At 74.3% G+C, this 23,857-nt stretch carries 25 protein-coding genes; 12 read left to right on the top strand and 13 right to left on the bottom strand.

Annotation, left to right across the window (positions count from 1 at the left end):
• Nucleotides 1-314: 314 nt before the first annotated feature.
• The 10 genes from PP1_RS05375 to PP1_RS05330 all read right to left on the bottom strand — a co-directional run bounded on the left by PP1_RS05375 (nucleotide 315) and on the right by PP1_RS05330 (nucleotide 6,731).
• A complete protein-coding gene (locus tag PP1_RS05375) occupies nucleotides 315-1,970 on the bottom strand; it encodes an alpha/beta hydrolase (RefSeq protein WP_060722097.1) in 1,656 nt (551 codons plus the stop codon).
• 73 nt (nucleotides 1,971-2,043) lie between these two features.
• A complete protein-coding gene (locus tag PP1_RS05370; protein ID WP_010240042.1) occupies nucleotides 2,044-2,796 on the bottom strand; it encodes a 3-hydroxybutyrate dehydrogenase in 753 nt (250 codons plus the stop codon).
• Nucleotides 2,797-2,864: 68 nt separating this feature from the next.
• Nucleotides 2,865-3,572, bottom strand: coding sequence for a hypothetical protein (locus tag PP1_RS05365; RefSeq protein WP_010240045.1), 708 nt, complete (start codon nucleotides 3,570-3,572; stop codon nucleotides 2,865-2,867).
• Nucleotide 3,573: 1 nt separating this feature from the next.
• Nucleotides 3,574-4,125: a DUF6286 domain-containing protein gene (locus tag PP1_RS05360; RefSeq protein WP_010240047.1), complete on the bottom strand. Its 552-nt coding sequence runs from the start codon at nucleotides 4,123-4,125 to the stop codon at nucleotides 3,574-3,576.
• 38 nt (nucleotides 4,126-4,163) lie between these two features.
• Nucleotides 4,164-4,538, bottom strand: coding sequence for a hypothetical protein (locus tag PP1_RS05355; protein WP_010240049.1), 375 nt, complete (start codon nucleotides 4,536-4,538; stop codon nucleotides 4,164-4,166).
• The gene (locus PP1_RS05350) at nucleotides 4,535-4,714 is read right to left on the bottom strand and encodes a hypothetical protein (RefSeq protein WP_010240052.1); all 180 of its coding nucleotides are present in this window, start codon (nucleotides 4,712-4,714) and stop codon (nucleotides 4,535-4,537) included. Before PP1_RS05350 ends, PP1_RS05355 begins: the two co-directional genes overlap by 4 nt.
• Complete coding sequence (locus PP1_RS05345; protein WP_010240055.1) at nucleotides 4,711-5,079, bottom strand: hypothetical protein; 369 nt, start codon at nucleotides 5,077-5,079, stop codon at nucleotides 4,711-4,713. The genes PP1_RS05350 and PP1_RS05345 overlap by 4 nt, the downstream gene beginning before the upstream one ends.
• The gene (locus PP1_RS05340) at nucleotides 5,076-5,465 is read right to left on the bottom strand and encodes a hypothetical protein (protein ID WP_227012638.1); all 390 of its coding nucleotides are present in this window, start codon (nucleotides 5,463-5,465) and stop codon (nucleotides 5,076-5,078) included. The genes PP1_RS05345 and PP1_RS05340 overlap by 4 nt, the downstream gene beginning before the upstream one ends.
• Nucleotides 5,466-5,467: 2 nt before the next feature.
• A complete protein-coding gene (locus PP1_RS05335) occupies nucleotides 5,468-5,947 on the bottom strand; it encodes an Asp23/Gls24 family envelope stress response protein (protein ID WP_010240060.1) in 480 nt (159 codons plus the stop codon).
• A gap of 106 nt (nucleotides 5,948-6,053) precedes the next feature.
• Nucleotides 6,054-6,731 (bottom strand): dihydrofolate reductase family protein, encoded by a 678-nt coding sequence (locus PP1_RS05330; protein ID WP_075314136.1) that lies wholly within the window; start codon nucleotides 6,729-6,731, stop codon nucleotides 6,054-6,056.
• Nucleotides 6,732-6,876: 145 nt separating this feature from the next.
• Here PP1_RS05330 and PP1_RS05325 point away from each other — a divergent pair, with 145 nt between their 5' ends.
• The 4 genes from PP1_RS05325 to PP1_RS05310 are packed head-to-tail and all read left to right on the top strand — an operon-like array spanning nucleotide 6,877 to nucleotide 11,111.
• The gene (locus PP1_RS05325; RefSeq protein WP_050802507.1) at nucleotides 6,877-7,923 is read left to right on the top strand and encodes a FecCD family ABC transporter permease; all 1,047 of its coding nucleotides are present in this window, start codon (nucleotides 6,877-6,879) and stop codon (nucleotides 7,921-7,923) included.
• Complete coding sequence (locus tag PP1_RS05320; protein WP_010240067.1) at nucleotides 7,920-9,020, top strand: FecCD family ABC transporter permease; 1,101 nt, start codon at nucleotides 7,920-7,922, stop codon at nucleotides 9,018-9,020. Before PP1_RS05325 ends, PP1_RS05320 begins: the two co-directional genes overlap by 4 nt.
• A complete protein-coding gene (locus PP1_RS05315) occupies nucleotides 9,017-9,889 on the top strand; it encodes an ABC transporter ATP-binding protein (RefSeq protein WP_010240069.1) in 873 nt (290 codons plus the stop codon). Before PP1_RS05320 ends, PP1_RS05315 begins: the two co-directional genes overlap by 4 nt.
• Nucleotides 9,890-9,905: 16 nt before the next feature.
• Nucleotides 9,906-11,111: a trans-sulfuration enzyme family protein gene (locus tag PP1_RS05310; protein ID WP_010240071.1), complete on the top strand. Its 1,206-nt coding sequence runs from the start codon at nucleotides 9,906-9,908 to the stop codon at nucleotides 11,109-11,111.
• A gap of 41 nt (nucleotides 11,112-11,152) precedes the next feature.
• Here the strand turns inward: PP1_RS05310 and PP1_RS05305 are convergent, their stop codons facing one another.
• Nucleotides 11,153-12,298, bottom strand: coding sequence for an acyl-CoA dehydrogenase family protein (locus PP1_RS05305; RefSeq protein ID WP_029239874.1), 1,146 nt, complete (start codon nucleotides 12,296-12,298; stop codon nucleotides 11,153-11,155).
• A gap of 83 nt (nucleotides 12,299-12,381) precedes the next feature.
• Here PP1_RS05305 and PP1_RS05300 point away from each other — a divergent pair, with 83 nt between their 5' ends.
• The 6 genes from PP1_RS05300 to PP1_RS05275 all read left to right on the top strand — a co-directional run bounded on the left by PP1_RS05300 (nucleotide 12,382) and on the right by PP1_RS05275 (nucleotide 18,927).
• Complete coding sequence (locus PP1_RS05300; protein WP_010240074.1) at nucleotides 12,382-13,473, top strand: alpha/beta fold hydrolase; 1,092 nt, start codon at nucleotides 12,382-12,384, stop codon at nucleotides 13,471-13,473.
• A gap of 326 nt (nucleotides 13,474-13,799) precedes the next feature.
• Nucleotides 13,800-14,462, top strand: a complete 663-nt coding sequence (locus PP1_RS05295; protein ID WP_010240077.1) for a FadR/GntR family transcriptional regulator — start codon at nucleotides 13,800-13,802, stop codon at nucleotides 14,460-14,462.
• Complete coding sequence (locus PP1_RS05290) at nucleotides 14,459-15,223, top strand: creatininase family protein (protein ID WP_010240080.1); 765 nt, start codon at nucleotides 14,459-14,461, stop codon at nucleotides 15,221-15,223. The genes PP1_RS05295 and PP1_RS05290 overlap by 4 nt, the downstream gene beginning before the upstream one ends.
• A 152-nt stretch (nucleotides 15,224-15,375) precedes the next feature.
• Nucleotides 15,376-16,347, top strand: a complete 972-nt coding sequence (locus tag PP1_RS05285; RefSeq protein ID WP_075314137.1) for an alpha/beta hydrolase family esterase — start codon at nucleotides 15,376-15,378, stop codon at nucleotides 16,345-16,347.
• Nucleotides 16,348-16,409: 62 nt separating this feature from the next.
• Entirely contained in the window at nucleotides 16,410-17,891 is a 1,482-nt protein-coding gene (locus tag PP1_RS05280) for an AbgT family transporter (RefSeq protein ID WP_083697331.1), read from the top strand.
• Between the two features lie 52 nt (nucleotides 17,892-17,943).
• Nucleotides 17,944-18,927: an aldo/keto reductase gene (locus PP1_RS05275; protein WP_010243281.1), complete on the top strand. Its 984-nt coding sequence runs from the start codon at nucleotides 17,944-17,946 to the stop codon at nucleotides 18,925-18,927.
• A gap of 9 nt (nucleotides 18,928-18,936) precedes the next feature.
• Here the strand turns inward: PP1_RS05275 and PP1_RS05270 are convergent, their stop codons facing one another.
• Nucleotides 18,937-19,641: a dienelactone hydrolase family protein gene (locus PP1_RS05270; protein WP_029240098.1), complete on the bottom strand. Its 705-nt coding sequence runs from the start codon at nucleotides 19,639-19,641 to the stop codon at nucleotides 18,937-18,939.
• Nucleotides 19,642-19,762: 121 nt separating this feature from the next.
• Here PP1_RS05270 and PP1_RS05265 point away from each other — a divergent pair, with 121 nt between their 5' ends.
• Complete coding sequence (locus PP1_RS05265; RefSeq protein WP_033200694.1) at nucleotides 19,763-21,130, top strand: FAD-binding oxidoreductase; 1,368 nt, start codon at nucleotides 19,763-19,765, stop codon at nucleotides 21,128-21,130.
• Nucleotides 21,131-21,170: 40 nt separating this feature from the next.
• A complete protein-coding gene (locus PP1_RS05260) occupies nucleotides 21,171-22,436 on the top strand; it encodes a class I SAM-dependent methyltransferase (RefSeq protein ID WP_050802580.1) in 1,266 nt (421 codons plus the stop codon).
• Between the two features lie 77 nt (nucleotides 22,437-22,513).
• On the opposite strand, the gene PP1_RS05255 is transcribed toward PP1_RS05260, so the two are convergent.
• Nucleotides 22,514-23,776 carry a DDE-type integrase/transposase/recombinase gene (locus tag PP1_RS05255; protein WP_249265967.1) on the bottom strand — a complete coding sequence of 421 codons (1,263 nt, stop codon included), beginning with the start codon at nucleotides 23,774-23,776 and terminating at the stop codon, nucleotides 22,514-22,516.
• Nucleotides 23,777-23,857 lie beyond the last annotated feature (81 nt).

Here is a 23,857-nt window from a genome sequence, read left to right as displayed (position 1 = left end):
CCGGCGTTACACCGCCCGAACGTGGCGGCCGAGATCGGGACCGCACCGGCTGCCCCCCGGTACGACCTGCGATGACCCGTCGCCGGAGGGAGCCTAGCCGGAACAGGGGAGCCGGGTAAGCCGAACGAGCGTCTCGATGACGCAACGGTGACCGTTTCGAGAAACGTTTCGTGGAACTGTCGCCGCAGGTCGTCGGCACCGTGACGGTTCCGTCCGCAACCGCGCCGGAAAACGGCGGATACGTAATTGTGACCTTCGGTGTCGGGTTCGTCGCACCGCTCGGCCACGCGGGGTACCCCGTCCGGTGCACGCGGTTACGGCGGACAGACGACCGGTTCGGCCGGGGCGTGCCCGTCGAGGAGGGCACGGTCGACGACCGCGGTCACGCACGGGGTGCGGGGATAGGCGCCGGTGCCCGCGCCCTCCCAGCGCACCACCCGGCCGTCGCCGAGCTGCTCGGCGGTGCGCTCGGCGCCGCTCTGCGGGGCCCGCGGGTCCTGCGCGGTGCCCAGCACGACGACCGGCGGCAGGGTGCCGGTGCGCGGCGCCGCCGGAGCGGCCGACCCACCGGGCGGCCACGGCCCGCAGGCGACCAGCTCCTGGGCCGCGGCGACGCCGAACAGCGGGAACCGGCCGGCCCACTGCCCGGCCAGGTCGGCGCCCTCGCCAGGGGTGACCCGGACCCGGCTGTCGTTGCAGCTGGTGGCGAGCGCGGCGTCGAAGCGCCCGAGCGGCCCGGCCGGGGCGCTCGCGCCGGCCCGCAGGATCCGGTCCAGACCGGTGGCGTCACCGCCGTCGGCGGCGGCCAGCGCGGACTGCAGCTCCGGCCAGCGCGACGGCTGGGACAGTGCCGAGCGGATCGCCCGCACGGTCGCGCCCGCGGTGACGGCGTCGCCGTCGCCGACGGGGAGGGCGACGCGCGAGAGCCGGTCGACCAGCCCCCGCACGGTGGCCCGCGGGTCCGGGCCGAGCGGGCAGTCCGCGCCCGCGAGGCAGGCCGTCGCGAAGGCGTCGAACGCGGCCTCCGCGGCACCGGTGGTGGTCTCGGTGCGCACCGGGTCGTCGAGGGTCGGGTCGCCGGGGCCGTCGAGGACGACGCGGCCCACCGCGTCCGGGTGCCGGGCGGCCCAGTCGGCGACCGCGTCGGCGCCGTCACCGACGCCGACGACGTTCAGCCGGGCGAGCCCGAGCGCGCCGCGCAGCGACTCGACGTCGTCGGCGGAGCTGTCGGCCCGGTAGCTGGTCAGCGTGCCGGACAGGAGCAGGTAGCAGTCCTGGACGATCGAGCGGGAGCGCTCCAGCAGGGCGGTCATCGCCCGCTCGTCGCGCCGGTCGGGGCCGGCGTCGAGCAGGGCGGTGCGGGCGTCGGCCGGCGCGCAGTCCAGCAGGTCCTCGCCGGAACCCCGGCGGTCCATCCCGATCACCTGGTAGCGCGCCAGCACCTCATCCGGGAGCCGCGCGGCCAGCGTGGCAGCGGCACCCGAGGATCCGTCGACGCCGGTGTCGCCGAGCACGACGAGCACGGGCAGGTCGGCGGGGGCGCCGGGCGTGGTCACCCGGGTCAGGCCGAGCCGGGTGGGGCCGAGGTCCGGCCGGTCCCGGTCCGCGGGGACGGTGAGCCTGCTGCAGCCGGCCGCCAGCGCGCGCCCGGCCGGGACCGGGGTGCCGGACGCCGCCTGCTCCCCGAGGACCGCGGCCGTGCAGTCGGTGAAGGTGGGCCCGGCGCGCAGCGGCTCGGTCCCGGGCAGCAGGTTCGGGTCACCGGGCGGCCCGGCGGCCGCGGGCGGGGGAGTGGCGGGCAGCAGCTCGCCGCGGACGGCGACCGGCGGGCGCTGGGACGGGCCGACCGCGCAGCCGGCGAGCAGCGCGAGCGCCAGCAGGAGGACGAGCCCGGCGAGGCCGGTGCCGCCCGCGGGCCGCCGGTGACCGGGGTCGCCCGGCGGGCGACGGCCGTCCTGCTCGTGCCCCACCCGGAGTCCCCCGATCTCGTCGTCGCGCCGTGGAGAGTCTGCCCGGCGGGTGGTGAGGCTCGGGTGAGCCGGGTCAGCGGGCGGTCCAGCCGCCGTCCTGGCTCAGCGAGGAGCCGGTGATCGAGGCCGATGCCGGGCCCCACAGCAGCGCCGCCAGCTCGGCGGTCTCCGCGGGCTCGATCAGCCGCTTCACCGCCACCGGCGTCAGCATGATCTTCTCGACGACCTCGTCCTCGGAGATCCCGTGCGTGCGGGCCTGGTCGGCGATCTGCTTCTCGACCAGCGGGGTACGGACGTAGGCCGGGTTGATGCAGTTGCTGGTGACACCGTGCTCGGCGCCCTCCAGCGCGGTCACCTTGGACAGGCCCTCGAGGCCGTGCTTGGCCGAGACGTAGGCCGACTTGTACGGCGAGGCGCGCAGCCCGTGCGCGCTGGAGATGTTGACGACCCGGCCCCAGCCGCGGGCGTACATGTGCGGCAGCGACCGCCGGATCAGCCGGAACGGCGACTCGAGCATCAGCCGCAGGATCGCCGAGAACGTGTCGGGATCGAACTCCTCCAGCCGGGAGACGTGCTGGCGGCCCGCGTTGTTGACCAGGACGTCGATGTCGCGGGGGAGCTCCTCCACGGCGTCGAGGTCGGACAGGTCGCAGGTGTGCGGGATGATCCGGTCACCCCCGGCGGCCAGCTGCTCCAGCTTCGCGGCGTCGAGGTCGACCGCGTGCACGGTGGCGCCGTCGGCGACCAGGCGACGGGCCACGGCGGCCCCGATCCCGCTGCCCGCGCCGGTGACCAGAGCCGTCGTGCCGTCCAGCAGTGCGCTCATGGCCCGACCGTACGGCGACCGGCGGACCCGCCCGCTGTGAAGCGGATCACGCCGGTGCGCCGGACCGGTCAGGACACCCGCGGGCCGGAGTCCCGGCGGGCCGAGTCGAGCTCCAGCCGGACGGCGACGGGGAGGTCGGCCAGACCGAGCGCGTCGCGCACCTGGGGCAGGACCTCGGCGTCGAGCCGGCGGCAGATCTCGGCGACCTCGGTGTCGGCGACGTCCTCGTCGACCCAGACGGTCGCCCGCACCGCGGGGCGGGCGGCGCTGCCGACCATCCGGGCGCGGGCCCGGGTGACGCCGGGGAGCGCGTCGGCGCCGTCGGCGACCGCGTCGGCGGCCGCGGAGGAGCTGATCCGGATCCGGGTGCCCTCGCCCCCGTCGAGGACCAGGTCCGGACGGGTCTCGGGGCGCAGCGACCGCGCGGTCCACAGCAGCCCGAGCACGAGCAGCAGCAGGCCCACGACGATCGTGACGGCCCGGACCGCGGTGACGTTCGCCAGCAGGAACTGCTCGACGAGCGGGTCGAACACCGGCCGCTGCGGCCGGTTCTCCCCGAACACCCCGTTGACGAGCAGGACGGTGAGGACGCCCGCCGCCAGCAGCACGAGGCCGAGCAGGGTGAGCCCCCACCGGGCGCCGCCCGCCGAGCGGTACTGCGCCCTGCGGGCGTCCTTCGCGGCGCGGCGCGGGTTGCCCGGGGCGACCGGGCGGGTGCCGGCGTCCGACGGCTGGGGGCCACCGGTCGTCGGTGCCGGGGTGGTGTCGGCGGCCATCTCAGTGCACTCCCTTCGTCGAGGCCGGACGGTCCGGCGCGGTGCGCACGCTCAGCCGGGGCCGTCGGGCCAGCGGCAGCGCGTCGAGCACACCCTTCGCGGCCGTGTCGGCCTCGGACCGGAGCTCGCCGGCGTCGCCCCGGCCGCCGGCCCGGACGACCACCGACGTCGCCGACGCGGTGACCGTGGCCCCGGTGACCGGGTCGAGGGCGCGCACCCGGCTGCCGACCAGGCGGGCCAAGACCCGCGGTGCGGTCGCGACGGTCAGCCCCGGCGAGGGCGAGGTGAGGGCCACGTCGTGCCGGCGGGCGAGCAGCCCGACGACCAGCAGCACCACACCGACGACGATCGCGGCGACCGCGATCCAGAGCACCGGCGCGGCCGTCCAGAGGGTGGCCGTGCCGGTCGCCCACCAGTCCCGCCAGGGGACGAGCAGGCCGGCGCCGGACCCGGGGTCCACCCAGGCGGCGACGGCCTCGGTGACGATCAGTGCGCCGAGTGCGGCGACGGCCAGGCTGACCAGCGGCGCGAGGACGCGGAGCAGGACACGCATCGCGTGTCACCTGCCTTTCTGGTGGGTCGGGGGCGCGGTCACTGCACCCGGGCGGTCTCCGGCGAGGCGGCCCGGTCGGACTGCAGGGCACCGATCTCGACGGTGAAGCGGTGGAGCCGGTGCCCCGTCATCCGCAGCAGGTCGGCAGCGATCCGCTCGCGGACCTGGGCGACGGCCGCCCGGACGGGGCCGGGGTAGACGAGGGTCAGCCAGAGCCGGACGTCGATCTCGTCGCCGGTCCGTGCGGTCACCCGGGCGCTCGGCCCGGACTCGCCGACGCCGAGGCCGGCGACCCGCCGGGTGCGGTGCCGGGTGGCGGGCGCGGTGTCGGCGGCGTACTCGACGATCTTGCGGAGGACCGACGGGTCGACGTCGAGGGAGCCGCGTTCGTCCGGCTCGGCGAGGGCGGTCACCGGTCGCGGCCCCGGCCGAGGACGCCGCTGACGTCCAGCTCACCGTCGAGCACCCGCCCGACGACCAGGCCGATCGCACCGAGGACGAGTGTGAGGACGAAGAACAGGAACCCGCCGGTCGCGCCGGCGATGCCCAGCAGGAGACCTGCCAGCAGGCCGGTCTGGGTGGCGTTCATGGAAACCTCCGAGAGGTGTCGTTGTCGGGCCGGCCGGGACGGTCGACCCGGGTCCGCCTCTGGCGGCGGACGGTGCGGATGAGCGCGACCAGGACCCGGGTCGGCAGGGGCAGGTCCGGGACGATCTCGATCGGACGGTCGTAGCGGCTGTCGTCGCCGGCCGCGGCGTGGCCGCCGTCGCGCTCGCCGGGGGGCTGCCCGGCCAGCGCACGGAACCGGGCCAGCCCGGCCCGGAAGACCTCGGGGTCACCGCCGCGGTCGGGGTGGTGGGTGCGGACGAACGACCGGTACGCGGCGCGTTCCGAGGGCGTGAGCCCGCCGCGGGCGTCCCGACCGTCCATCCGTACCTCCACCTGCTGCGTCATGCGGTGCCGCCTCCGCCGGGGATCTCCACGTCGGAGACCGTGACGTCGATCGGCGCCCCGCCGACGAGCGGTGCGACGGTGCGGCGCAGAGCGGCGACGGTAGCCGGGATCGGCCGGTCGAGGTTCAGCACCACACCGATCTCCACCGGCTCGCCCGGTCCGCCGACGTGTACCCCGACCAGCCGGCGCCCCGGCAGCCAGGTCGCGACGGCGCCGAAGACGCCGCCGTCGAGCCGGACCACCGACGGGTGCGCGGTGACCGCCCCGGCGACCAGCTCGGCGAGCGTGGCCGGGTCCGGGTCGCGCTCCGCCTCGGCCGCGACCGCGGCGGCACCGGGCGACCCGGTGACGACCGCGGCGGGGGACTCGGGGGAGGGGTCCGGCACGGTCACTCCACGACGCGGCCGGTCGGGGCGGGCGCCGCCGGCGCCTCGTCCTTGTCGTCGTCCTCGGACGCGAGGTGGATGTCGTTCACCGAGATGTTGACCTCGATGACCTCGAGCCCGGTCATCCGCTCGACGGCGCCGATCACGTTGCGCCGGACGGCCTTGGCGAGCTCGGCGATGGACACGCCGTACTCGACGACGAGGTCCAGGTCGACGGCCGCCTGCTTCTCGCCGACCTCGACGGCGACGCCGGCGACGTTGGACGCGCCGGTCGAGCCGCCGCCCGGGATGCGCTCGCGCAGCGCGCCGAACGCGCGGGAGGCGCCCGAGCCCATGGAGTGGACGCCCGACACCTCGCGGGCGGCGATCCCGGCGATCTTCTGCACGACCGAGGCGGCGATCGAGGTCTTGCCCTGGCCGGTGTCGTCGCCGATCTTGGCCGGACCGGCGCCGGAGGTGGTAGCCGGAGTGCTGCTGGTCATGTCGTCTCCTCTCGCGGACGGCGGGCCCCTGGGGCCGTGTGCCGTGCCGCCGGTCGTCGTGCGGTCACCCGTGTGATGCCCGGACCGGCGGATTCCTCACGCGAGTTCACCCGTTCGGCGGGTGACCCTCCCTGATGTAGTGCAGGAGGAGGGTGCCGTCGTCGGCCTGACGGCTGCCCGCCGGCCGCAGCGATCGGGCCGGTCCCGCGACCGGGCCGCTGGCGATCCGCCCGGCGGGACCGCCGACGAGGACCGGTACGAGGGTCAGTCGCAGCTCGTCGACGGCGTCCGCGGCGACCAGGGCACCGAGCAGCGTCGGACCGCCCTCGCAGAGCACGTCGTGCAGCCCGCGCCGGCCGAGCTCGGCCAGCAGCGTCGCGGGGGCGAGATCGGGCAGGACAGCCACGTCGGCGCCGGCGGCGGACAGCGCGGCGCGGCGGTGCGCGGGGGCGTCCGCGGTGGTGAGCACGATCGGCGCAGTGACGGTGTCGGTGAACAACGCCGCGTGCGGGTCCAGATCGGCCGATCCGGTGACGACGGCGACCGGTGGCGGCGGCCCGGGGTCCGGCTCCCCGGGGCCGGCCCGGCGCGGCCGGACACCGCGGTAGTCCTCGTCGCGCGCCGTGCCCGCCCCGACCAGGACGACACCGGCGGCCCGCCGCAGCGCGCGGAACAGCTCGCGGTCGGCCGGGGTGCTCAGCCCCTGCGATCCCCGCCCGCCTGCGGTGACCGCCCCGTCGAGGGAGGACACCATGATCGCGGTCACCCGGGGCTGCGGCGGCATCGGCCGAGCATGCCGGGTGTGACGGGCCTGTGACCGACGGGGTGTTCTGCGGTAGGGCAGCCTCACTTATGGTGAGCGGAGCCGCACCGGACGGGTGCGTGCGTGGACGAACGACGTGCAGGAGGACCGCAGTCAGGTGAACGCGATCCCCGTCCGGTCCCGCTCCACCGGGGCGCCCGCCCCGCCGAAGCGCTCGCTGCGGCGCCGGCGCCTGACCGGGCTCGCCCTGCTCGCCGGCGCCCTGGTCGTCGCGGTGCTGGCGAGCATCGCCATCGGGACCAAGGTCATCCCCGTGAACGAGGTGTTCTCCGCCCTGTTCGCGCCGACCGGCTCCGAGAACGACGTGGTGATCCGCTCGCTGCGGATCCCCCGCACGCTGCTCGGCCTGCTGGTGGGCGTCGCACTCGGCCTCGCCGGTGCGCTGGTGCAGGGCTTCACCCGCAACCCGCTCGGTGACCCCGGCCTGCTCGGCGTGAACGCCGGCGCCGCCTTCTTCGTCGTCTGCGGGATCTACCTGTTCGGCGTCACCAGCCTGTTCGGCTACGTCTGGTTCGCCTTCGCCGGTGCGCTCGTCGCCAGCGTGACGGTGTTCGTGGTCGGGACCCGGGCGCCCGGCGGGGCGACCCCGGTGTCGCTCGCGCTCGCCGGCGCCGCGGTGACCTTCCTGCTGCAGGCGTTCACGTCGTCGATCGTGCTGCTCGACGAGACCAGCCTCGACGCCTACCGGTTCTGGGTGGTCGGCTCGCTCGCCGGGCGGGACGCGGCCGTGGGCGGCCAGGTGGTCTGGTTCATCGTCATCGGCGTGGTGCTCGCGCTGGCCAGCGCGCCCGCGCTGAACGCGCTGTCGCTGGGCGACGACGTCGCCACCTCGCTGGGGCACTCGGTGCGCCGGACCCGGATCGTCGGCGTCGTCGCGATCACCCTGCTGGCCGGGGCCGCGACCGCGGCCTGCGGCCCGATCACCTTCCTCGGGCTGATCGTGCCGCACGTGGTCCGTGCCTTCACCGGGCCCGACCACCGGTGGCTGCTGCCGGCCTCCGCGCTCGCGGGAGCGGTGCTGCTGTTGCTGGCCGACGTCGTGGGACGGGTCGTGGCCCGCCCCGGGGAGCTGCAGGTGGGCATCGTCGTGGCACTGATCGGCGGACCGTTCTTCATCGCGCTCGTGCGCCGCCGGAAGCTGGGGGCGGTGTGAGCGCCCCCGCCGAGGTCCGCGAGCCCGAGGCCCCGGCGGTCGCGGGGCGCCGCCCGCTGCGGGTCGGCCGGTTCTCCGGCGTCCTGCGCCCGCGCCCGCTGATCGTCCTGGCGGTGACGGCGGCGGTGCTGCTGCTCGCCGCCGCCGCCAACATGGGCCGCGGCGACTACCCGATCGCCATCACCGACGTCCTCGCCACGCTGTTCGGCGGTGGCGACGCCGGCCAGCAGCTGGTCGTGCTGGAGCTCCGGCTGCCGCGCACGCTGACCGGCGCGCTGGTCGGCGGGGCGCTCGCGGTGTCGGGCGCGATCCTGCAGTCCGTCGCACGCAACCCGCTCGCCAGCCCGGACATCATCGGCGTCCAGTGGGGTGCGGGTGCCGCCGCGGTGTTCGTGATCGTGCTCGGCGGCGGGGCCGCCGGGGTCGGTGGCTGGTTCGCCTCGCTCGGCATCCCGCTCGCGGCGCTGCTCGGCGGACTCGTCAGCTCGACCCTGGTCTACGTGCTGGCCTGGCGCCGCGGCATCCAGGGCTACCGGCTGGTGCTGATCGGCATCGGCATCCAGGCGGTGCTCGTCGCGGCCGTGCAGTGGCTGCTGACCGTGGCGCAGATCTACCAGGCCGCGCAGGCCCAGGTCTGGCTCAACGGCAGCCTCAACGCCCGCAGCTGGAACGAGGTCGTCCCGCTCTCGATCGCGATGGCGGTCCTCGTGCCGCTGGCGCTGGTCCTCGCCCACCAGCTCGGCGGCCTGCGGTTCGACGACGACACCGCGCGCGGCATCGGGATCCGGGTGAACCACGCCCGCACCGGGCTGCTGTTCGTGGCCGTCGGTCTCGCGTCGGTGGCGACGGCGGCCGCGGGCCCGATCGCGTTCGTCGCGCTGGTGTGCCCGCAGATCGCCCGCCGGATCTGCCGGGTCGGCAGCCCGCCGCTCGCGGTCTCGCTGGTGCTCGGCGCCGCGCTCACCGTCACCGCGGACCTCATCGCCCGTACCGCGCTCGGCTCCGTCGAGCTCCCGGTCGGCATCGTCACGGCGGTGCTCGGTGCGCCGTACCTGTTGTTCCTGCTCGCCCGTGCCCGTCAGGAGGCCCGCGCATGACCGCGTATCTGGAGGACCGGACGACCACCCAGGGCGCCCCGGTCGAACCCGGGGTCGTCCGGCTCCGCGCCGACGGGGTCAGCCTCGGCTACGGCGACCGCACGATCGTCGAGGACCTCGACCTCGACGTGCTGCCCGGGCGGGTCACCACCGTGATCGGCCCGAACGGCTGCGGGAAGTCGACCGTGCTCCGCGCACTGGCCCGGCTGCTTCCGGCCCGCTCCGGGCAGGTGCTGCTCGACGGCAGGCGGATCGACCAGACCCCGACCAAGGAGGTCGCGCGGGTCCTCGGTGTGCTGCCGCAGTCGCCGCTGGCCCCCGAGGGCCTGACCGTCGGCGACCTGGTCGCCCGCGGGCGGCACCCGCACCAGGCCTGGTACCGCCAGTGGTCCGGCGACGACGAGCGCGCCGTCGCCGACGCGCTGGCCTGGACCGGGCTCGAGGACCTCGCCGACCGCCCGGTCGACGAACTCTCCGGCGGTCAGCGCCAGCGGGCGTGGATCTCCATGGCGCTGGCCCAGGAGACCGACCTGCTGCTCCTCGACGAGCCGACCACGTTCCTCGACCTGGCCCACCAGGTCGACGTGCTGGAGCTCGTGCGGCGGCTGCAGTCCGAGGGCGGGCGCACCGTCGTCATGGTGCTGCACGACCTGAACCTGGCCGCCCGCTACGCGGACCAGCTGGTCGCCATGAAGGACGGCCGGATCGTCGCCGCGGGGACGCCGTCCGAGGTGATCACCGAGGAGCTCCTGGCCGAGGTGTTCGGGCTGCGTGCCCGGGTCATCCCGGACCCGGTGACCGGCACCCCGCTCGTCGTGCCCGACGCCGGGCCGTCGCTGCGGGCCCCGGAGCCGGTCGCCGAGCACTGAGGGGCAGGATCGGCGGGTGACCCACGACGACCGGCCGCCCCACCTCGCGACGCGTGCGGTGCACGCCGGGAACGACGTCGACCCCGGCACCGGCGCGATCCGGCGGCCGATCGTCGCCGCGAACTCCTACGCGCTGCCCGAGGACCCGTCCGACCTGGACTGGTCGGGCACCACCACCCGGCTCTACACCCGCAACGGCGGGGCGAACCAGGGCTGGCTCGAGGACAAGCTCGTCGCCCTGGAGGACCCCGCCGGGGCGGTGCCGGGCGGCTGCGCGGCCGTCGCGCTCGCGTCCGGTGTGGCGGCCCTGCACGCGGTGTTCTTCACGTTCCTGCGCTCCGGTGACCACGTCGTCAGCTCGGACGTCACCTACGTCGCGACCCACCGGCTCCTGACCGAGCTGCTCCCGGACCGGTACGGGATCACCGCGACGCTGGTGGACTCCTCCGACCCGGAGGCGGTGCGGGCGGCGATGCGGCCCGGGACCCGGCTCGTGCACGTCGAGACCCCGGCGAACCCGACGACCCGGATCACCGACGTCGACGCCGTCGCCGCGGTCGCGCACGCCCACGGCGCACTGCTCTCGGTGGACGCCACGTTCGCCACACCGGTGCTGCAGCGCCCGCTCGAGCGCGGAGCCGATCTCGTCGTCCACTCGCTGACGAAGTACGTCAACGGGCACGGCGACGCGATGGGCGGTGCCGTGCTGGGGGCGCGCGAGCTGGTGGACCGGATCCGGGCGGACGCGATGGTCGACGCCGGGGGAGTGATCAGCCCGTTCAACGCCTGGCTGATCGCGCGCGGCGCGGTGACCCTGCCGATGCGGATGCGGGCGCACTGCGAGAACGCTCTGGTCGTGGCCCGGTTCCTGGAGTCGGAGCCGCGGGTCGCCTACGTCGCCTACCCGGGGCTGGCGTCGCACCCCCAGCACGAGCTGGCCGCCCGCACCCTCGACGGCGGATTCGGCGGGATGCTCGCCTTCGCCCTCGACGGGCCGCCGGAACTGCAGAACCGCTTCGTCGCGCACCTGCGGGTCATCACCTCGGCGGTGTCGCTCGGGCACGACGAGTCGCTGGTCGTGCACGTCGGCGCCGGCTCCGAGGGCCGGGCCGCGCACTTCCCGCCGGACTTCCGGCGCCTCGGGCACCTGCGTCTCTCGGTCGGGCTGGAGGACCCGCGGGATCTCGTGGCCGATATCGGGCAGGCGCTGGCGCGCCTGTGAGTGGAAAAGCGGGTCCAGGCCCACTTTTCCACTCACGAGCCCTACCCGATCAGCGACCGGCCGATGATCTCCTTCATGATCTCGTTCGTGCCGCCGTAGATCGCCTGGACGCGGGAGTCGACGAAGGCGCGGGCGATCGGGTACTCGAGCATGTAGCCGTACCCGCCGTGCAGCTGGACGCAGCGGTCGACGACCCGGTTCTGCAGGTCCGAGGTCCACCACTTCGCCTTCGCCGCGTCCGGGACGGACAGCTCGGACTCGACGTGCTGGCGGATGCAGCGGTCCACGAAGATCCGCGCGATCGAGGCCTCGGTGTCCATCTCGGCCAGCTCGAACCGGGTGTTCTGGAAGTTCGACACCGGACGCCCGAAGGCCTTGCGGTCCTTGGTGTACTCCAGCGTCATCCGCACCGCGGCCTCGGCGCCGGCCGCCGAGGCGACGGCGATCGACAGCCTCTCCTGGGCGAGGTTCTGCATCAGGTAGACGAAGCCCTGCCCGACCTCGCCGAGCCGGTTCGCGTCGGGCACCCGGACGTCGGTGAAGGACAGCTCCGCGGTGTCCTGCGCCTTCATCCCGACCTTCTTGAGCCGTCGGCCGCGCTCGAAGCCCTCCATCCCGCGCTCGACCACGAACAGGGTGAAGCCGAGGTGCTTGGCGTCCGGGTCGGTCTTCGCCACGACGATCACCAGGTCGGCGAGGATGCCGTTGGTGATGAACGTCTTGGACCCGTTGAGGATCCAGTCGCCGTCCGCGTCCTGCTTGGCGTTGGTGGCGATGCCCTGCAGGTCGGATCCGGTGCCGGGCTCGGTCATCGCGATCGCGGTGATCAGGTCACCGGAGCAGAACCCGGGCAGCCAGCGCTGCTTCTGCTCCTCGTTCGCGAGCCGCAGGAAGTAGGGCTGGACGACGTCGTTGTGGAGCGGGAACCCGATCCCGCTGGTCCCGGCGGCGACGATCTCCTCGTCGAGGACGGCGTTGTAGCGGAAGTCGTCGACCCCGCCGCCGCCGTACTCCTCGGGGACCCCCATGCCGAGCAGGCCCGCGGCGCCCGCGGTCCGCCAGATCTCCCGGTCGACCTGTCCTTCCTCCTCCCACCGGTCGTGGTGGGGGAGGATCTCCTTCGCGATGAAGGTGCGGCACAGGTCCCGGAACGCGTCGTGTTCGTCGTCGAAGATGTCGCGCTGCATGGTCGGGAGTCTCACATACCGGCCGGTAACCCACGGCGTCCTCGCGGGCCGACGGTGACCCCCGCGTGCCGTAGGGTGCGCCCGTGCACTTCGTCGACGCCGTCGCCAACGTCTGGGACCGGACGGTCGTCGGGCATCTCGCCGATCTCGAGCGGATGCCGCGGGAGGCGCTCGTCGGCTCGCCGTCGGCGATCCTCTACCGCTACCGGCCGCTGTCCGGTGTGGACCCCTCGCCCGGGGCGCCGGTCCTGCTGGTGCCACCGCTGGGCGCGCCCGACTTCGCCTACGACCTGCGGCGCGGCTGCTCGCTGGTCGAGCACCTCCTGCTCCAGGGCCGCAGCGTCTACCTGATCGACTACGGGCCCAAGTCCTTCTCCGACCGCTCGCTCGGCATGGAGCACTGGGTCGACGAGCTGCTCCCGGCGACGATCCGGGAGATCGCCGCGAGCGAGGGCGACGACGTCCATCTGGTCGCCTGGTCGCTGGGCGGCATCTTCGCGTTGCTGACGGTCGCCGCCGCGGTGCGGGAACGGTCACCGCTGCCGGTGCGGAGCGTGTCCGCGATCGGGACGCCGGTCGACATCTCCCGGGTGCCGCTGGTGGCGCCGCTGCGCCCGCTCGCCCAGGTCACCGGCGGCCGGCTGATCTCCTCGATCTACAAGGGGGTCGGGAGCTTCCCGGCGCCGGTCGTGAGCTGGGCGTTCCAGCTGACCGCCGTCGACAAGCTGGTGACCCGGCCGCTCGCCGTCCTGTCCCGGATCGACGACCGCGACTGCCTGGCCCAGATCGAGGCCGTCGACCACCTGATGAACAACATGCACGGCTATCCCGGCCGCGTGTTCGGGCAGATCTTCCACCTGCTGCTGCGCAGCAACGACCTCGCGTCCGGCGGGCTGCGGCTGGCCGGGCGGGACGTCGAGCTGTCCGACGTCGACGTGCCGGTCCTCGTCGTCGCCGGGCGGGACGACGTGATCGCGCCGCTCAAGGCCGTCCGCGGCGCGGTGCCGCTGCTGTCGGGGAGTCCGGAGGTGCGGTTCTCGACGTCGCCGGGCGGGCACCTGGGTGTGCTCACCGGGCGTCGGGCCCGGGACACGACCTGGCCCGAGCTGGACCGGGCCCTGTCCGACTGGGACGGCCCCGCCGCCGACGAGCCGGACACCGCCACCAGCGCCTGACCCCACGACCGGCGCCGGACCCCGCCCCTCGCGGGCCGCCGCACCCGGGCCGGGGCCTGCAGCACCCGTCCCCGGCGGCCTCCGGCACCCCACGGCCGCCCGGCGCACCGTGTCGTGGCTTGTGGCACCCGTCGCGTGGGGTGCGGCGCACCGTGACCGGGTGCGCCGGGCGGTCGTGGGGTGCGGCGGCGAGGTGCGGCGGGGAGTCGGGTCGCGAGTCCGGCCCGCCGGTCCGCCGCAGAGCGTGCAGGGCATGAGCGAGCGGCTGCGGTCGATGCTCCCCTTTGCGCTTGACCGACTAGCTCACTAAGTGATTTAGTCATTTTATGAGCACGGGGGAGACGCTGTCCGAGCGCCTGGCCGACGACATCCTGCAGATCATCCGCGGTGAGGGTCTGGCGCCGGGGGACCAGCTGGCGTCGTCCCGGGACCTCGCGAAGCGGTTCGAGGTCACCACCCCGACCGTCCGCGAGGCGCTGCGCAGGCTGGAGGCCACCGGCGCGGTGGAGTTCCGGCACGGCTCGGGCACCTACGTCGGCGACGGCGTGGACCGGCGGCTCCTCGCCAACCCGCACCGGCCGCTCAGCACCCCGGGCACCGTGCTCGAACTGGTGGAGGCCCGGCTGGTCGTCGAACCGCCGATCGCCGCGGCCGCCGCCCGGACCCGCGACGCCGACGGCCTGCGGTTGCTGACCGACAGCGTCACCAACGCGCTGCACCCGCCGCGGGGCGACCTCCGCCCGGCGGTGCACTTCCACGTCGCGCTCGCCGCCACCAGCGGCAACGCCCTGCTGCGGGAGACGGTCGAGGCGTTGCTGCACGTCCGGGCGCGGGACCAGATCGAGATCCGGCACCGCTACGACGACCGCGAGCGCGACCACGCCGAGCACGTCGAGCTGCTGGAGGCGGTCCGGGACGGCGATCCCGCCCGGGCCGAGCGCCTCACCCGGCAGCACCTCGAGTCGATCGCCGCGGCGGTGCGCGCATGAGCACCCACCGGCTCGCGGAGATGACGACCACCGAGGCGGCGGCCGCCGTCGTCGACAGTCCGGTCGTGCTCGTCCCGGCGGGGGCGTTCGAGCAGCACGGCCCCGGCCTGCCGCTCGCGACGGACCTGGTCCGGGCCGAGGCCGTCACCGACCGGGTCGCGCAGCGGCTCGGCGGGCGCGCGGTGATCGGGCCGTCGCTGCCGGTGGGCGTCTCGCCGCACCATCTCGCGTTCGCCGGGACGGTCAGCCTGTCCACCGCCACGTTCGCCGCGGTGCTGGGCGACTACGTCGACGGCCTCTACCGGCACGGCTGGCGCAGGATCCTCGTCGTCACCGGGCACGGCGGGAACGACGCGACGCTCGGGACGGTCGCGCAGGACCTGCTCGTCACCCGGCCCGACCTGCAGTTCGCGTGGAGCCCCCTCACCCCGCTCGCCGCGGACGTGGTCGCGGCGTCCGGCCCGCCGGAGGTCTCCGGGCACAGCGGGCAGGCCGAGACGGCGCAGATGCTGGCGGTGGCACCGCACCTGGTGCACACCGACCGTCTGGTCGCCGGGACGACCCGGCTCTCCGAGCTGGACGCGCTGGGCGGGCTGGCCCGGTGGCGCGGCGGTCCGAAGCTCACCGTGGGCTACGACCGCCTGTCCGGCAGCGGGGTCCTCGGCGACCCCCGCCGGGCCGATCCGGAGCACGGCGAGGCGATCGTCACCGCGATCGTCGACCGGATCACCGACTTCGTCACGGCGTGGCTGAAGGCCTGACGCCCACCCTCCGACCAGGAGCCACCAGCACTCCGACACAGCACTCCCGCACCGCGGGGCGTCGTCCGGCGTCCCGCCGAGCCGCCCTGCCCCGGCGCGACCGGGCGGGGACGACCACCGGCCGTCGACGACGCCGTCCGAAGGGAACCAGCATGTCCGGAACGACCCGACCACGACGCCTGTGCGGCGCGGTGGCCACCTTGGCCGCGGTCGCGACCTGCCTGACGATCGGCGCCGGGACCGCTGGCGCCGCCCCGGCCGGCGCGGCGGACGACCCGGCCACGCCGGGCGGCACGGGCTGCGGCAGGCCCGCCCCGCAGCAGCCCGGCACCACGGCCGTCCGCACGACGGCGAGCGGCGGTCTCGACCGCTCCGTCCGCGTCCACCTGCCCGAGGACTACTCGCCGGACCGCGCCTGGCCACTCGTCCTGGTCTTCCACGGCCGCGGCAACAGCGGCGCCGAGACGGAGGGCTTCTCCGGGCTGTCCGGGCTCCCGGCCGTCGTCGCCTACCCCGACGGCGTCCCGGGCGGGGAGGGCAAGCGGTCCTGGCAGGGCGCGCCGTACTCCGCGCCCGGGGTGGACGACGTCGCCTTCACCGGCGACCTGATCGACGACCTCGGCGCCGACCTGTGCCTCGACGAGGGCCGGACCTTCGCGACCGGCAAGTCCAACGGGGGCGGCTTCACCGAGATCCTCGCCTGCCGGCTGCCGGACCGGATCGCGGCGATCGCCCCGGTGGCGGGCGCGTACTACCGGGCGGGTGAGCCGCCGTGCGACCCCGGCCGCCCGGTCCCGGCACTGTTCGTGCACGGCACCGGTGACGCGACGATTCCCTACACCGGCGACGCCGGCCGCGGCCTGCCCGCGATCCCGGACACGGTCGCCGGGTGGGCCCGCCGCGACGGCTGCGACCCCGTCCCCGCGACCCGGCGGATCGAGCCGGACGTGACGGTGCAGCGCTTCGACGGCTGTGCCGGGGGAGCCCGGGTCGGGCACGTCGCCGTCGACGGCGGCGGGCACACCTGGCCGGGCGCGACCGCGTACTCCGGCGGTGGGACGACGACGCAGACGGTCCGTGCGACGGACCTGATCGGCGCGTTCTTCGGGCTGGGCCGGTCGTGAGCGCCCCGCCGGAGGAGGCCCGCGACACCGGGTCGGCGGAACTGCCCCGCATCGTGCGGGCGATGGCCGTCGTCGAGCGGGTCGGCAACGCGCTCCCGCACCCGTTCTGGCTGTTCTGGGTGCTGTCCGCGATCCTCGCCGTGATCAGTGCCGGGCTCGCCGCCGCTGGGGTGTCGGTGATCGCGCCCGACGGCGAGCCGGTGGCCGTGCGCAACCTGCTCTCCGGTGACGGCGTCGCCATGGCCGTCTCGTCGATGATCGACAACTTCGCCGAGTTCCCGCCGATGGCCACGATCGTCACCGTGATCATGGGCGTCGCGGTCGCGGAGCGCAGCGGGCTGCTGGCCGCGGCGATGCGGGTCGGCGTGGCGCGGGTGCCGGCGTCGCTCGTGGTGTTCGCGGTCGCCTTCGCCGGGACCGTCGCGCACGTCGCGTCGGCCGCGGCGTACGTCATCCTGGTCCCGCTCGGCGGGCTCGCGTTCCGGGCGGTCGGGCGCTCGCCGATCCTCGGCATCGTCGTCGCCTACACCGCGATCGCGTCGGGCTACGACGCCAGCCCGGTCCCGACCCCCAACGACGCGATCTTCGCCGGGATCACCACCGCGGCGGCCCGGATCGTCGATCCGGCGGTGACGGTCTCGCCGGTGAGCAACTGGTTCTTCAACATCGCGTCGTCGCTCGTGCTGGCGCTGGTGATCACCCTGATGACCCGGCTGGTCCTGAGCAGGCGGCCCGACCTCGACGTCGACCCGGACGCCCCGGACGACGACCTCGGCCGGCTCTCCCTGGAGCCCGCCGAGCGCGCGGCGCTGCACCGCACCGGCTGGGTGCTGCTGGGTGCGCTGGTCCTGCTGACGGCGGCGGTGCTGCCGTCGTCGTCGCCGCTGCGCGGTGCGGACGGGGGGATCGTCGAGTCCCCGCTGATCGAGGGCATCGGCGCGGTGATCGCGCTGCTGTTCGGCCTGCTCGGCATCGTCTACGGCCGCCGCGCCGGGACGATCACCTCCGCGGGCGACGTCCCGAAGCTGATGGCTGACGGCATCCGGCAGATGGCGCCGGTGCTGGCGCTGTTCTTCGCGATCGCCCAGTTCCTCGCGTACTTCGACTGGTCGCACGTGGGGGACGTGCTCGCCGTCGTCGCCGCGGACGCCCTGCGGACCACCGGGATCCCGATCCCGGTCGTGTTCCTCATGGTGCTGGCCGTGCTCACCGTGGTGAACGTGATGGTCACCAGCGGCTCGGCGATGTGGTCGATCGCGGCGCCGGTGATCGTGCCGATGCTCATGCTGGTGCACGTCCCACCGGAGACGACGCAGGCGCTGTTCCGCATCGCCGACTCCGGCTCGACGGCGATCACCCCGATGAGCCCGTACTTCGTGATGGCACTGGGGTTCCTGCAGCGCTACCGGCGCAGCGCGGGGATCGGGACGCTCGCGTCGTACACGCTGCCGCTGGCCGTCGCGATGACGGCGGTCTGGACCCTGCTGTTCTTCGCCTGGTGGGCGCTGGGGATCCCGCTCGGCCCGGGGGCTCCCGTGCGGTAGTCGAGGGGTCCGCACGGGCGGTGGCCCGGGGACGTCGGGAACAATCGCTCCGGTGCGGTATCTCGACGTCCCCGGGACCACCGGTACGCCGTGGTCGGTGATCGGCCTCGGCACCTGGCAGTTCGGCTCCACCGAGTGGGGCTACGGCGCGGACCTCGTCCGGGAGGCCGGGCGGATCGTCGCCCGCGCCCGCGAGCTCGGCATCACGGTGTTCGACACCGCCGAGATGTACGGCCTCGGGCGGAGCGAGCGGATCCTCGGTGACGCGCTGCGGGCGTCCGGCGGGACCGACGGCGTCGTCGTCGCCACGAAGTTCCTGCCGGTCCTGCCGCTGGGGCCGGTCCTGCAGCAGCGTGCGGTGGCGTCGGCGGCGCGGCTCGGGGTGTCCACCCTGGACCTCTACCAGATCCACAAGCCGCACCCGGTGCTCGGCGACGTCTCCGCGATGCGCGGGATGGCCGCGCTGCAGCGGATCGGCCTGGTGCGCGAGGCCGGGGTCTCGGCGTACTCGCTGGACCGCTGGCGGTCCGCGGAGGCCGCGCTCGGCGCCCCGGTGCTGTCCGACCAGGTGGAGTTCAGCCTGCTGCGCCGGGGACCCGCGGCCGACCGGGTGCCGCACGCGGCGTCGCACGGCCGGATCGTCATGGCCTACAGCCCGCTGGCGCAGGGCCTGCTCACCGGCCGCTACGACGGGACGCACCGGCCGTCGAACACGATCCGCCGCAACACCGCGTGGCTGCCGGACAACCTCGCGGCGCTGCGCCCGCTGCTCGACGCCCTGCGCGACGTCGCGTCGGCGCACGGCGCGACGCCCGCCCAGGTCGCGCTGGCGTGGGTGGTGCACCACCCGAACACGGTCGCGATCCCGGGGGCGTCGAGCGTCGCGCAGCTGGAGTCGAACGCGGCCGCCGCGGAGCTCGCGCTCACGGCGGGCGAGCACGCCGGGCTCACCGCCGCGGCCGAGCGGGTGCACCGGACCGTCGGGCCCCGCGCCTACCCGGCGCTGGTCCGGGACCTCGCCGGCCGGGGCCGCTGAGCCGCCGGTCTACTTCACCTGCTCGCGCAGGAACTGCACGGCGCGGCCCCAGGCGATCCCGGCCTGCTCACGGTCGTAGGTGCCCATGAGGTTCTCGTCGTTGAAGAAGGCGTGGCCGGCCGGGTACTGGTGGAACTCGGGCTTCCGGCCGGACTCCCGCTCGATCCGCTCGGCGAGCTTCTCGACCGAGGCGGGGTCGGCCATCTGGTCGTCGCGGCCGAAGTGGCCCTGCACCGCGGCCGTCAGCTGCCCGAAGCTCGGGTAGTCCTCGCCCAGCACGCCGTAGAACGGCACGGCGGCACTCACCTTGTGCGGCTGCTGCGCGGCCAGGACCAGGACGAACCCGCCGCCCATGCAGAAGCCGATGCTGCCGACGGTCTCCGAGGTGACGGCCTCGTGGTCGAGCAGGAACTGCACGGCGCCGCCGAGGTCGGTCGCGGCCTGCTGCACGGGGAGTTCGCCCATCAGCGTCCCGGCCTCGTCGGAGTCGTGGGTGGTGCGGCCGCCGTAGAGGTCGGGGGCCAGTGCGACGAAGCCCTCGGCGGCCAGGCGGTCGGTCACGTCGACGATGTGGTCGGTCAGCCCCCACCACTCCTGGATCACGACGACGCCCGGCCCGGATCCCGACTCGGGCAGCTTCAGGTAGCCGTGCGCGGTGCCCGCGGCGGACGGGAAGGTCACGTTCTGTGCGGGGTTCTCATTGCTGTGTGCCACAGGCGCGATGACACCACGCCGCCACCGGTGCCGCGCGCCGGACCGGGACCGTTTCACGGTGTGACGCACGTCCGGGGAAAATCGTGAGCGTCGCAAACGATCGGGGTCTATCGTCTGCACCATGGTGGCGCCATCAGCACCCGCATCCCGGGCCGCACACGACGCGGCGGTGGACGAGATGCGCCGCGTCCGGTCCGCCGCGGGGCGGGTCCAGCTGGGCAAACCGTCGTCGAACCTGTTCCGGTTCGGGGACCGCGACACCGGCCGCGGCGCCCGCCGGCTCGACACCTCCGCGCTGGACGGCGTGCTGGCCGTCGACCCGGACGCCCGCACCGCCGAGGTCCAGGGCATGGCGACCTACGAGACGATCGTCGACGCGACGCTCGCCCACGGGCTGATGCCGCTCGTCGTCCCCCAGCTCAAGACGATCACCCTCGGCGGCGCCGTCACCGGGCTCGGGGTGGAGTCGACGTCGTTCCGGCACGGTCTGCCGCACGAGTCGGTGCGGGAGATGGACGTGCTCACCCCCGCCGGGGAGCTGCTGCACGTCACTCCCGACGGCGAGCACGCCGACCTGTTCGCGGCGTTCCCCAACTCCTACGGCACGCTCGGTTACGCGGTGCGCCTCGTCGTCGAGCTCCAACCCGTGCGTCCGTTCGTGAAGCTCACCCACCACCGCTACCCGACGGCCGGGCAGGCGACGGCCGCGATCGGCGAGCTCGCCGCGAGCGGTGTCGACTTCCTCGACGGTGTCGTGTTCGGCGCGGGGGAGCAGTACCTCACGACGGGCGAGTTCGTCGACGCCCCGATGCCGGGCGCGCGGATCTCCGACTACACCGGGCAGGAGGTCTTCTACCGGTCGCTGCAACGCCGCCCGGTCGACCACCTCACCGCGCACGACTACATCTGGCGCTGGGACCCGGACTGGTTCTGGTGCTCGCGTGCCTTCGGCGTCCAGCAGCCCCTGGTGCGCCGGTTCTGGCCGCGCCGCTACCGGCGCTCGGACGTCTACCGCAGGCTGGTCGCGCTCGACCAGCGCTACGGGGCGTCGAACCGGGTCCGTGAGGCTCTCGGCGGGACGGCCGAGGAGATGGTCGTCCAGGACGTCGAGATCCCGGTCGAGCGGCTCCCCGAGTTCCTCGAGTTCTTCCACCGCGAGATCGGGATCTCGCCGGTGTGGCTGTGCCCGCTGAAGCTGCGCGGTGACCGGTCGTGGCCGCTGTACCCGATGGAGCCGGGCCGGCTCTACGTCAACGTCGGGTTCTGGTCCTCGGTGCCCGAGAAGCCCGGCGACCCGTGGGCACACAACCGTCTGCTCGAGGCCGCGGTCGCGGACCTGGGCGGGCACAAGTCGTTGTACTCGACCGTGCACTACGGCGAGGACGAGTTCTGGGCGCACTACAACGGGGACGCCTACCGCGCGGTGAAGCGGCGGTACGACCCCGAGGGACGTGCGCCCGACCTGTACCGCAAGGTGACCGGCCGCTAGGACGTGGGGCCGGCGGCGCTACGAAGGGGAGGGTTCGGCGATGACGGGAGTGCTGGAACGACGGGCCGCGACGACGGAGCCGGTGGCCGGGATCCTGTCCCGGGTGCTGGGGTCGGCGCGGGACCTGCGGGTGGAGGCGTTCGACGGATCGCACACCGGTCCGGCCGACGCGCCGGTGACGCTGAGGGTCCGGTCGCCCCGGGCGATGGCACGGCTGGTGAGCGCGCCGGGGTCGCTCGGACTGGCCCGCGCGTACGTGACCGAGGAGATCGACGTCGAGGGTGACCTCTACACGGCGCTGCGCTCGATGGCCGAGGTGACGCTGCACTCGATCCCGCGCAAGGACCAGCTGTGGCTGGCGCGGCGACTGCTGCCGTACTGGCGGGAGCACCGGATGCCGCCGCCGGACCTCGAGGCGCGTCCGAAGGGGCTGCTGCACTCGAAGCGGCGGGACTCGCAGTCGATCTCGCACCACTACGACGTCTCGAACCGGTTCTACGAGTTCGTGCTCGGTCCGTCCATGACGTACACCTGTGCCGCCTACCCGGACGCCGACGCGTCCCTGGAGACCGCACAGGCGGCCAAGTACGAGCTGGTCGCGCAGAAGCTGGACCTGCAGCCGGGGACGCGCCTGCTCGACGTCGGCTGCGGCTGGGGCGGGATGGTCCGGCACGCCGCGAAGGAGCACGGTGTGCGCGCGCTGGGCGTCACGCTGTCGAAGGAACAGGCGGAGTGGGCGCAGGCCGAGATCGAGCGCCAGGGCCTCGGTGACCTCGCCGAGGTCCGGCACCTCGACTACCGCGACGTGCCGGACGGCATCTACGACGCGGTGTCCTCGATCGGCCTCACCGAGCACATCGGCAAGGCGAACCTGGACTCCTACTTCCAGGCGATGCAGGCCAAGCTGCGCCCCGGCGGCCGGATGCTGAACCACTGCATCACCCAGCCGTTCAAGCCCGACCACCGCCACACCGACCCGTTCATCCACCGCTACGTCTTCCCGGACGGCGAGCTGGAGCCGGTCGGCACGCTGGTCACGGCGATGAACGAGGCCGGGTTCGAGATCCGGCACGAGGAGAACCTGCGCGAGCACTACGCGATGACGCTGCGGGACTGGGGCGCCAACCTGGAGCGCAACTGGACCGACGCCGTCGCCGAGGTCGGTGTCGGCCGGGCGCGGGTGTGGCGGCTCTACATGGCCGCCTGCCGGCTCGGGTTCGAGCTCAACAACATCCAGCTCCACCAGGTGCTGGGCGTGAAGCTGAACGACGACAAGAGCGCCGGCTTCCCGCTGCGCGGGTACTAGGCGGCTCCGCCGCTCGTGAGTGGATCCTTCGGTCCGGACCGAATGTCGTGTCTCAGCACATCTGAGACAGATCTGTCTCAGCACATCGTGGACGGTTTGCTGGTGGTCCGCTGGTAGCGGACGCTGCGATCGAGGGTAAGGCTGGCGGCGACCGCGTCGTCGATGAGGATGGTGACGCGGTCGCCTTGCCAGAACACCTCCGCGGTGGTGCCTGCGTGGCGGCGGCCCAGACCGATCGAGGTTCCGGAGAAGCTGATGACTCCGGTCTCGGAGACGGTGCGGGTGAGGTGTCCGGCGATGCGGGGTGCGGGTCCGGCCGGTCGGGCGGGTTCGCGGGTGTGGAAACGCTGGTGCGGGGTGTCGCCGTCGAGGCTTTGGTGGCGGCGGTGGTTGTAGCCCTGCCGGTAGGTCTCGAGCAGGTTCTGGAGTTCGGTCAGGGTGGCCGGGGTGGGTCGGGCGGCGAGCCAGCGTTGCAGGGTCTGGTGGGCGCGTTCGTTCTTCCCGCAGGTCTGTGGGTGTCCGATCGAGGACACGATGGTGGTGATGCCCAGCGCGGCCAGGCGGCGTTCGAGGTCGACCAGGGGCCACTGGCGGCGCCGGCCGGAGAAGGCGGTGCCGTTGTCGGAGAGCACGCAGGCCGGGTGGCCGTAGCGGGCGAAGCCGGCGCTGAGCGCGGCCCAGGCGGCCTCGCCGTTCTCGCTGCTCGCGGCGTGGCAGGCGATGTCGAGCCGGGAGTGGTCGTCGATGACCTGCACCACCGTGGCGCGCCGGCCATCGGCCAGGACGGTCCGGGCGCCGTCGATCTGCCAGACCGCGTTCGGGGCCGGGTGGACGAACCGGTGCGTGCTGCGGCGGGGTCGTTTACGTGGTTGCGGGGTGATCTGGCCGCGGTCGGCCAGCAGCCGGTGGATCGTGGCCCGCGACGGGACCTCGGCCTGCTCGAGTGCCGGGCCGCTGCCGCCGCTACTGCCAGGGCCGCTGCCGGCGCTACTGCCAGGGCTGCTGCCGGGGCTGCGGCCGGTGCGGGCCGCGTCGAGCAGCCGCCAGCGGATGGTCTGGGCTCCGTGGTCCCAGCCCTGGTCGGCGAGTTCTTTGCGGGCCCGCACCACCGCCTCGGCCACGTGTTCGGCCACCGCGCTGGGACGGGTGTGCGGGGCACGTGAACGCGGTGCCAGACCGGTGCTGCCCTGGTCTCGGAAACGGGACAGCTTGCGATAGAACACCGACCGGGACACGCCGAGTTCTCGGCACACCCGAGCGATGTTGATCTCTTGCCCGGCGGCGGCCCGGGCGACCGCCGCGACGAGGTCGGGATCCATCTCGAACCCTGTTCCACCCACCTGGACCAGGCTGGTCGATCACCAGGATCGACCAACCCGGCCAGCGGGCTACTCAGTGTCCTCGATGTGCCGAGACATCAA

Origin of the sequence: Pseudonocardia sp. P1, from assembly GCF_000178675.2 — a bacterium.
Lineage (GTDB): Bacteria > Actinomycetota > Actinomycetes > Mycobacteriales > Pseudonocardiaceae > Pseudonocardia.
This window is presented reverse-complemented; position numbering and strand designations above follow the sequence as displayed.

Excerpts from the sequence above, each read along its gene's own strand:
- PP1_RS05290 (WP_010240080.1), top strand. The coding sequence starts at position 14,459 with ATGAGCACCCACCGGCTCGCGGAGATGACGACCACCGAGGCGGCGGCC.
- PP1_RS05365 (WP_010240045.1), bottom strand. The coding sequence starts at position 3,572 with ATGGCCGCCGACACCACCCCGGCACCGACGACCGGTGGCCCCCAGCCG.
- PP1_RS05350 (WP_010240052.1), bottom strand. The coding sequence starts at position 4,714 with ATGAACGCCACCCAGACCGGCCTGCTGGCAGGTCTCCTGCTGGGCATC.
- PP1_RS05295 (WP_010240077.1), top strand. The coding sequence starts at position 13,800 with ATGAGCACGGGGGAGACGCTGTCCGAGCGCCTGGCCGACGACATCCTG.
- PP1_RS05335 (WP_010240060.1), bottom strand. The coding sequence starts at position 5,947 with ATGACCAGCAGCACTCCGGCTACCACCTCCGGCGCCGGTCCGGCCAAG.
- PP1_RS05360 (WP_010240047.1), bottom strand. The coding sequence starts at position 4,125 with ATGCGTGTCCTGCTCCGCGTCCTCGCGCCGCTGGTCAGCCTGGCCGTC.
- PP1_RS05345 (WP_010240055.1), bottom strand. The coding sequence starts at position 5,079 with ATGACGCAGCAGGTGGAGGTACGGATGGACGGTCGGGACGCCCGCGGC.
- PP1_RS05280 (WP_083697331.1), top strand. The coding sequence starts at position 16,410 with ATGGCCGTCGTCGAGCGGGTCGGCAACGCGCTCCCGCACCCGTTCTGG.
- PP1_RS05315 (WP_010240069.1), top strand. The coding sequence starts at position 9,017 with ATGACCGCGTATCTGGAGGACCGGACGACCACCCAGGGCGCCCCGGTC.
- PP1_RS05330 (WP_075314136.1), bottom strand. The coding sequence starts at position 6,731 with ATGCCGCCGCAGCCCCGGGTGACCGCGATCATGGTGTCCTCCCTCGAC.
- PP1_RS05285 (WP_075314137.1), top strand. The coding sequence starts at position 15,376 with ATGTCCGGAACGACCCGACCACGACGCCTGTGCGGCGCGGTGGCCACC.
- PP1_RS05305 (WP_029239874.1), bottom strand. The coding sequence starts at position 12,298 with ATGCAGCGCGACATCTTCGACGACGAACACGACGCGTTCCGGGACCTG.
- PP1_RS05260 (WP_050802580.1), top strand. The coding sequence starts at position 21,171 with ATGACGGGAGTGCTGGAACGACGGGCCGCGACGACGGAGCCGGTGGCC.
- PP1_RS05265 (WP_033200694.1), top strand. The coding sequence starts at position 19,763 with ATGGTGGCGCCATCAGCACCCGCATCCCGGGCCGCACACGACGCGGCG.
- PP1_RS05370 (WP_010240042.1), bottom strand. The coding sequence starts at position 2,796 with ATGAGCGCACTGCTGGACGGCACGACGGCTCTGGTCACCGGCGCGGGC.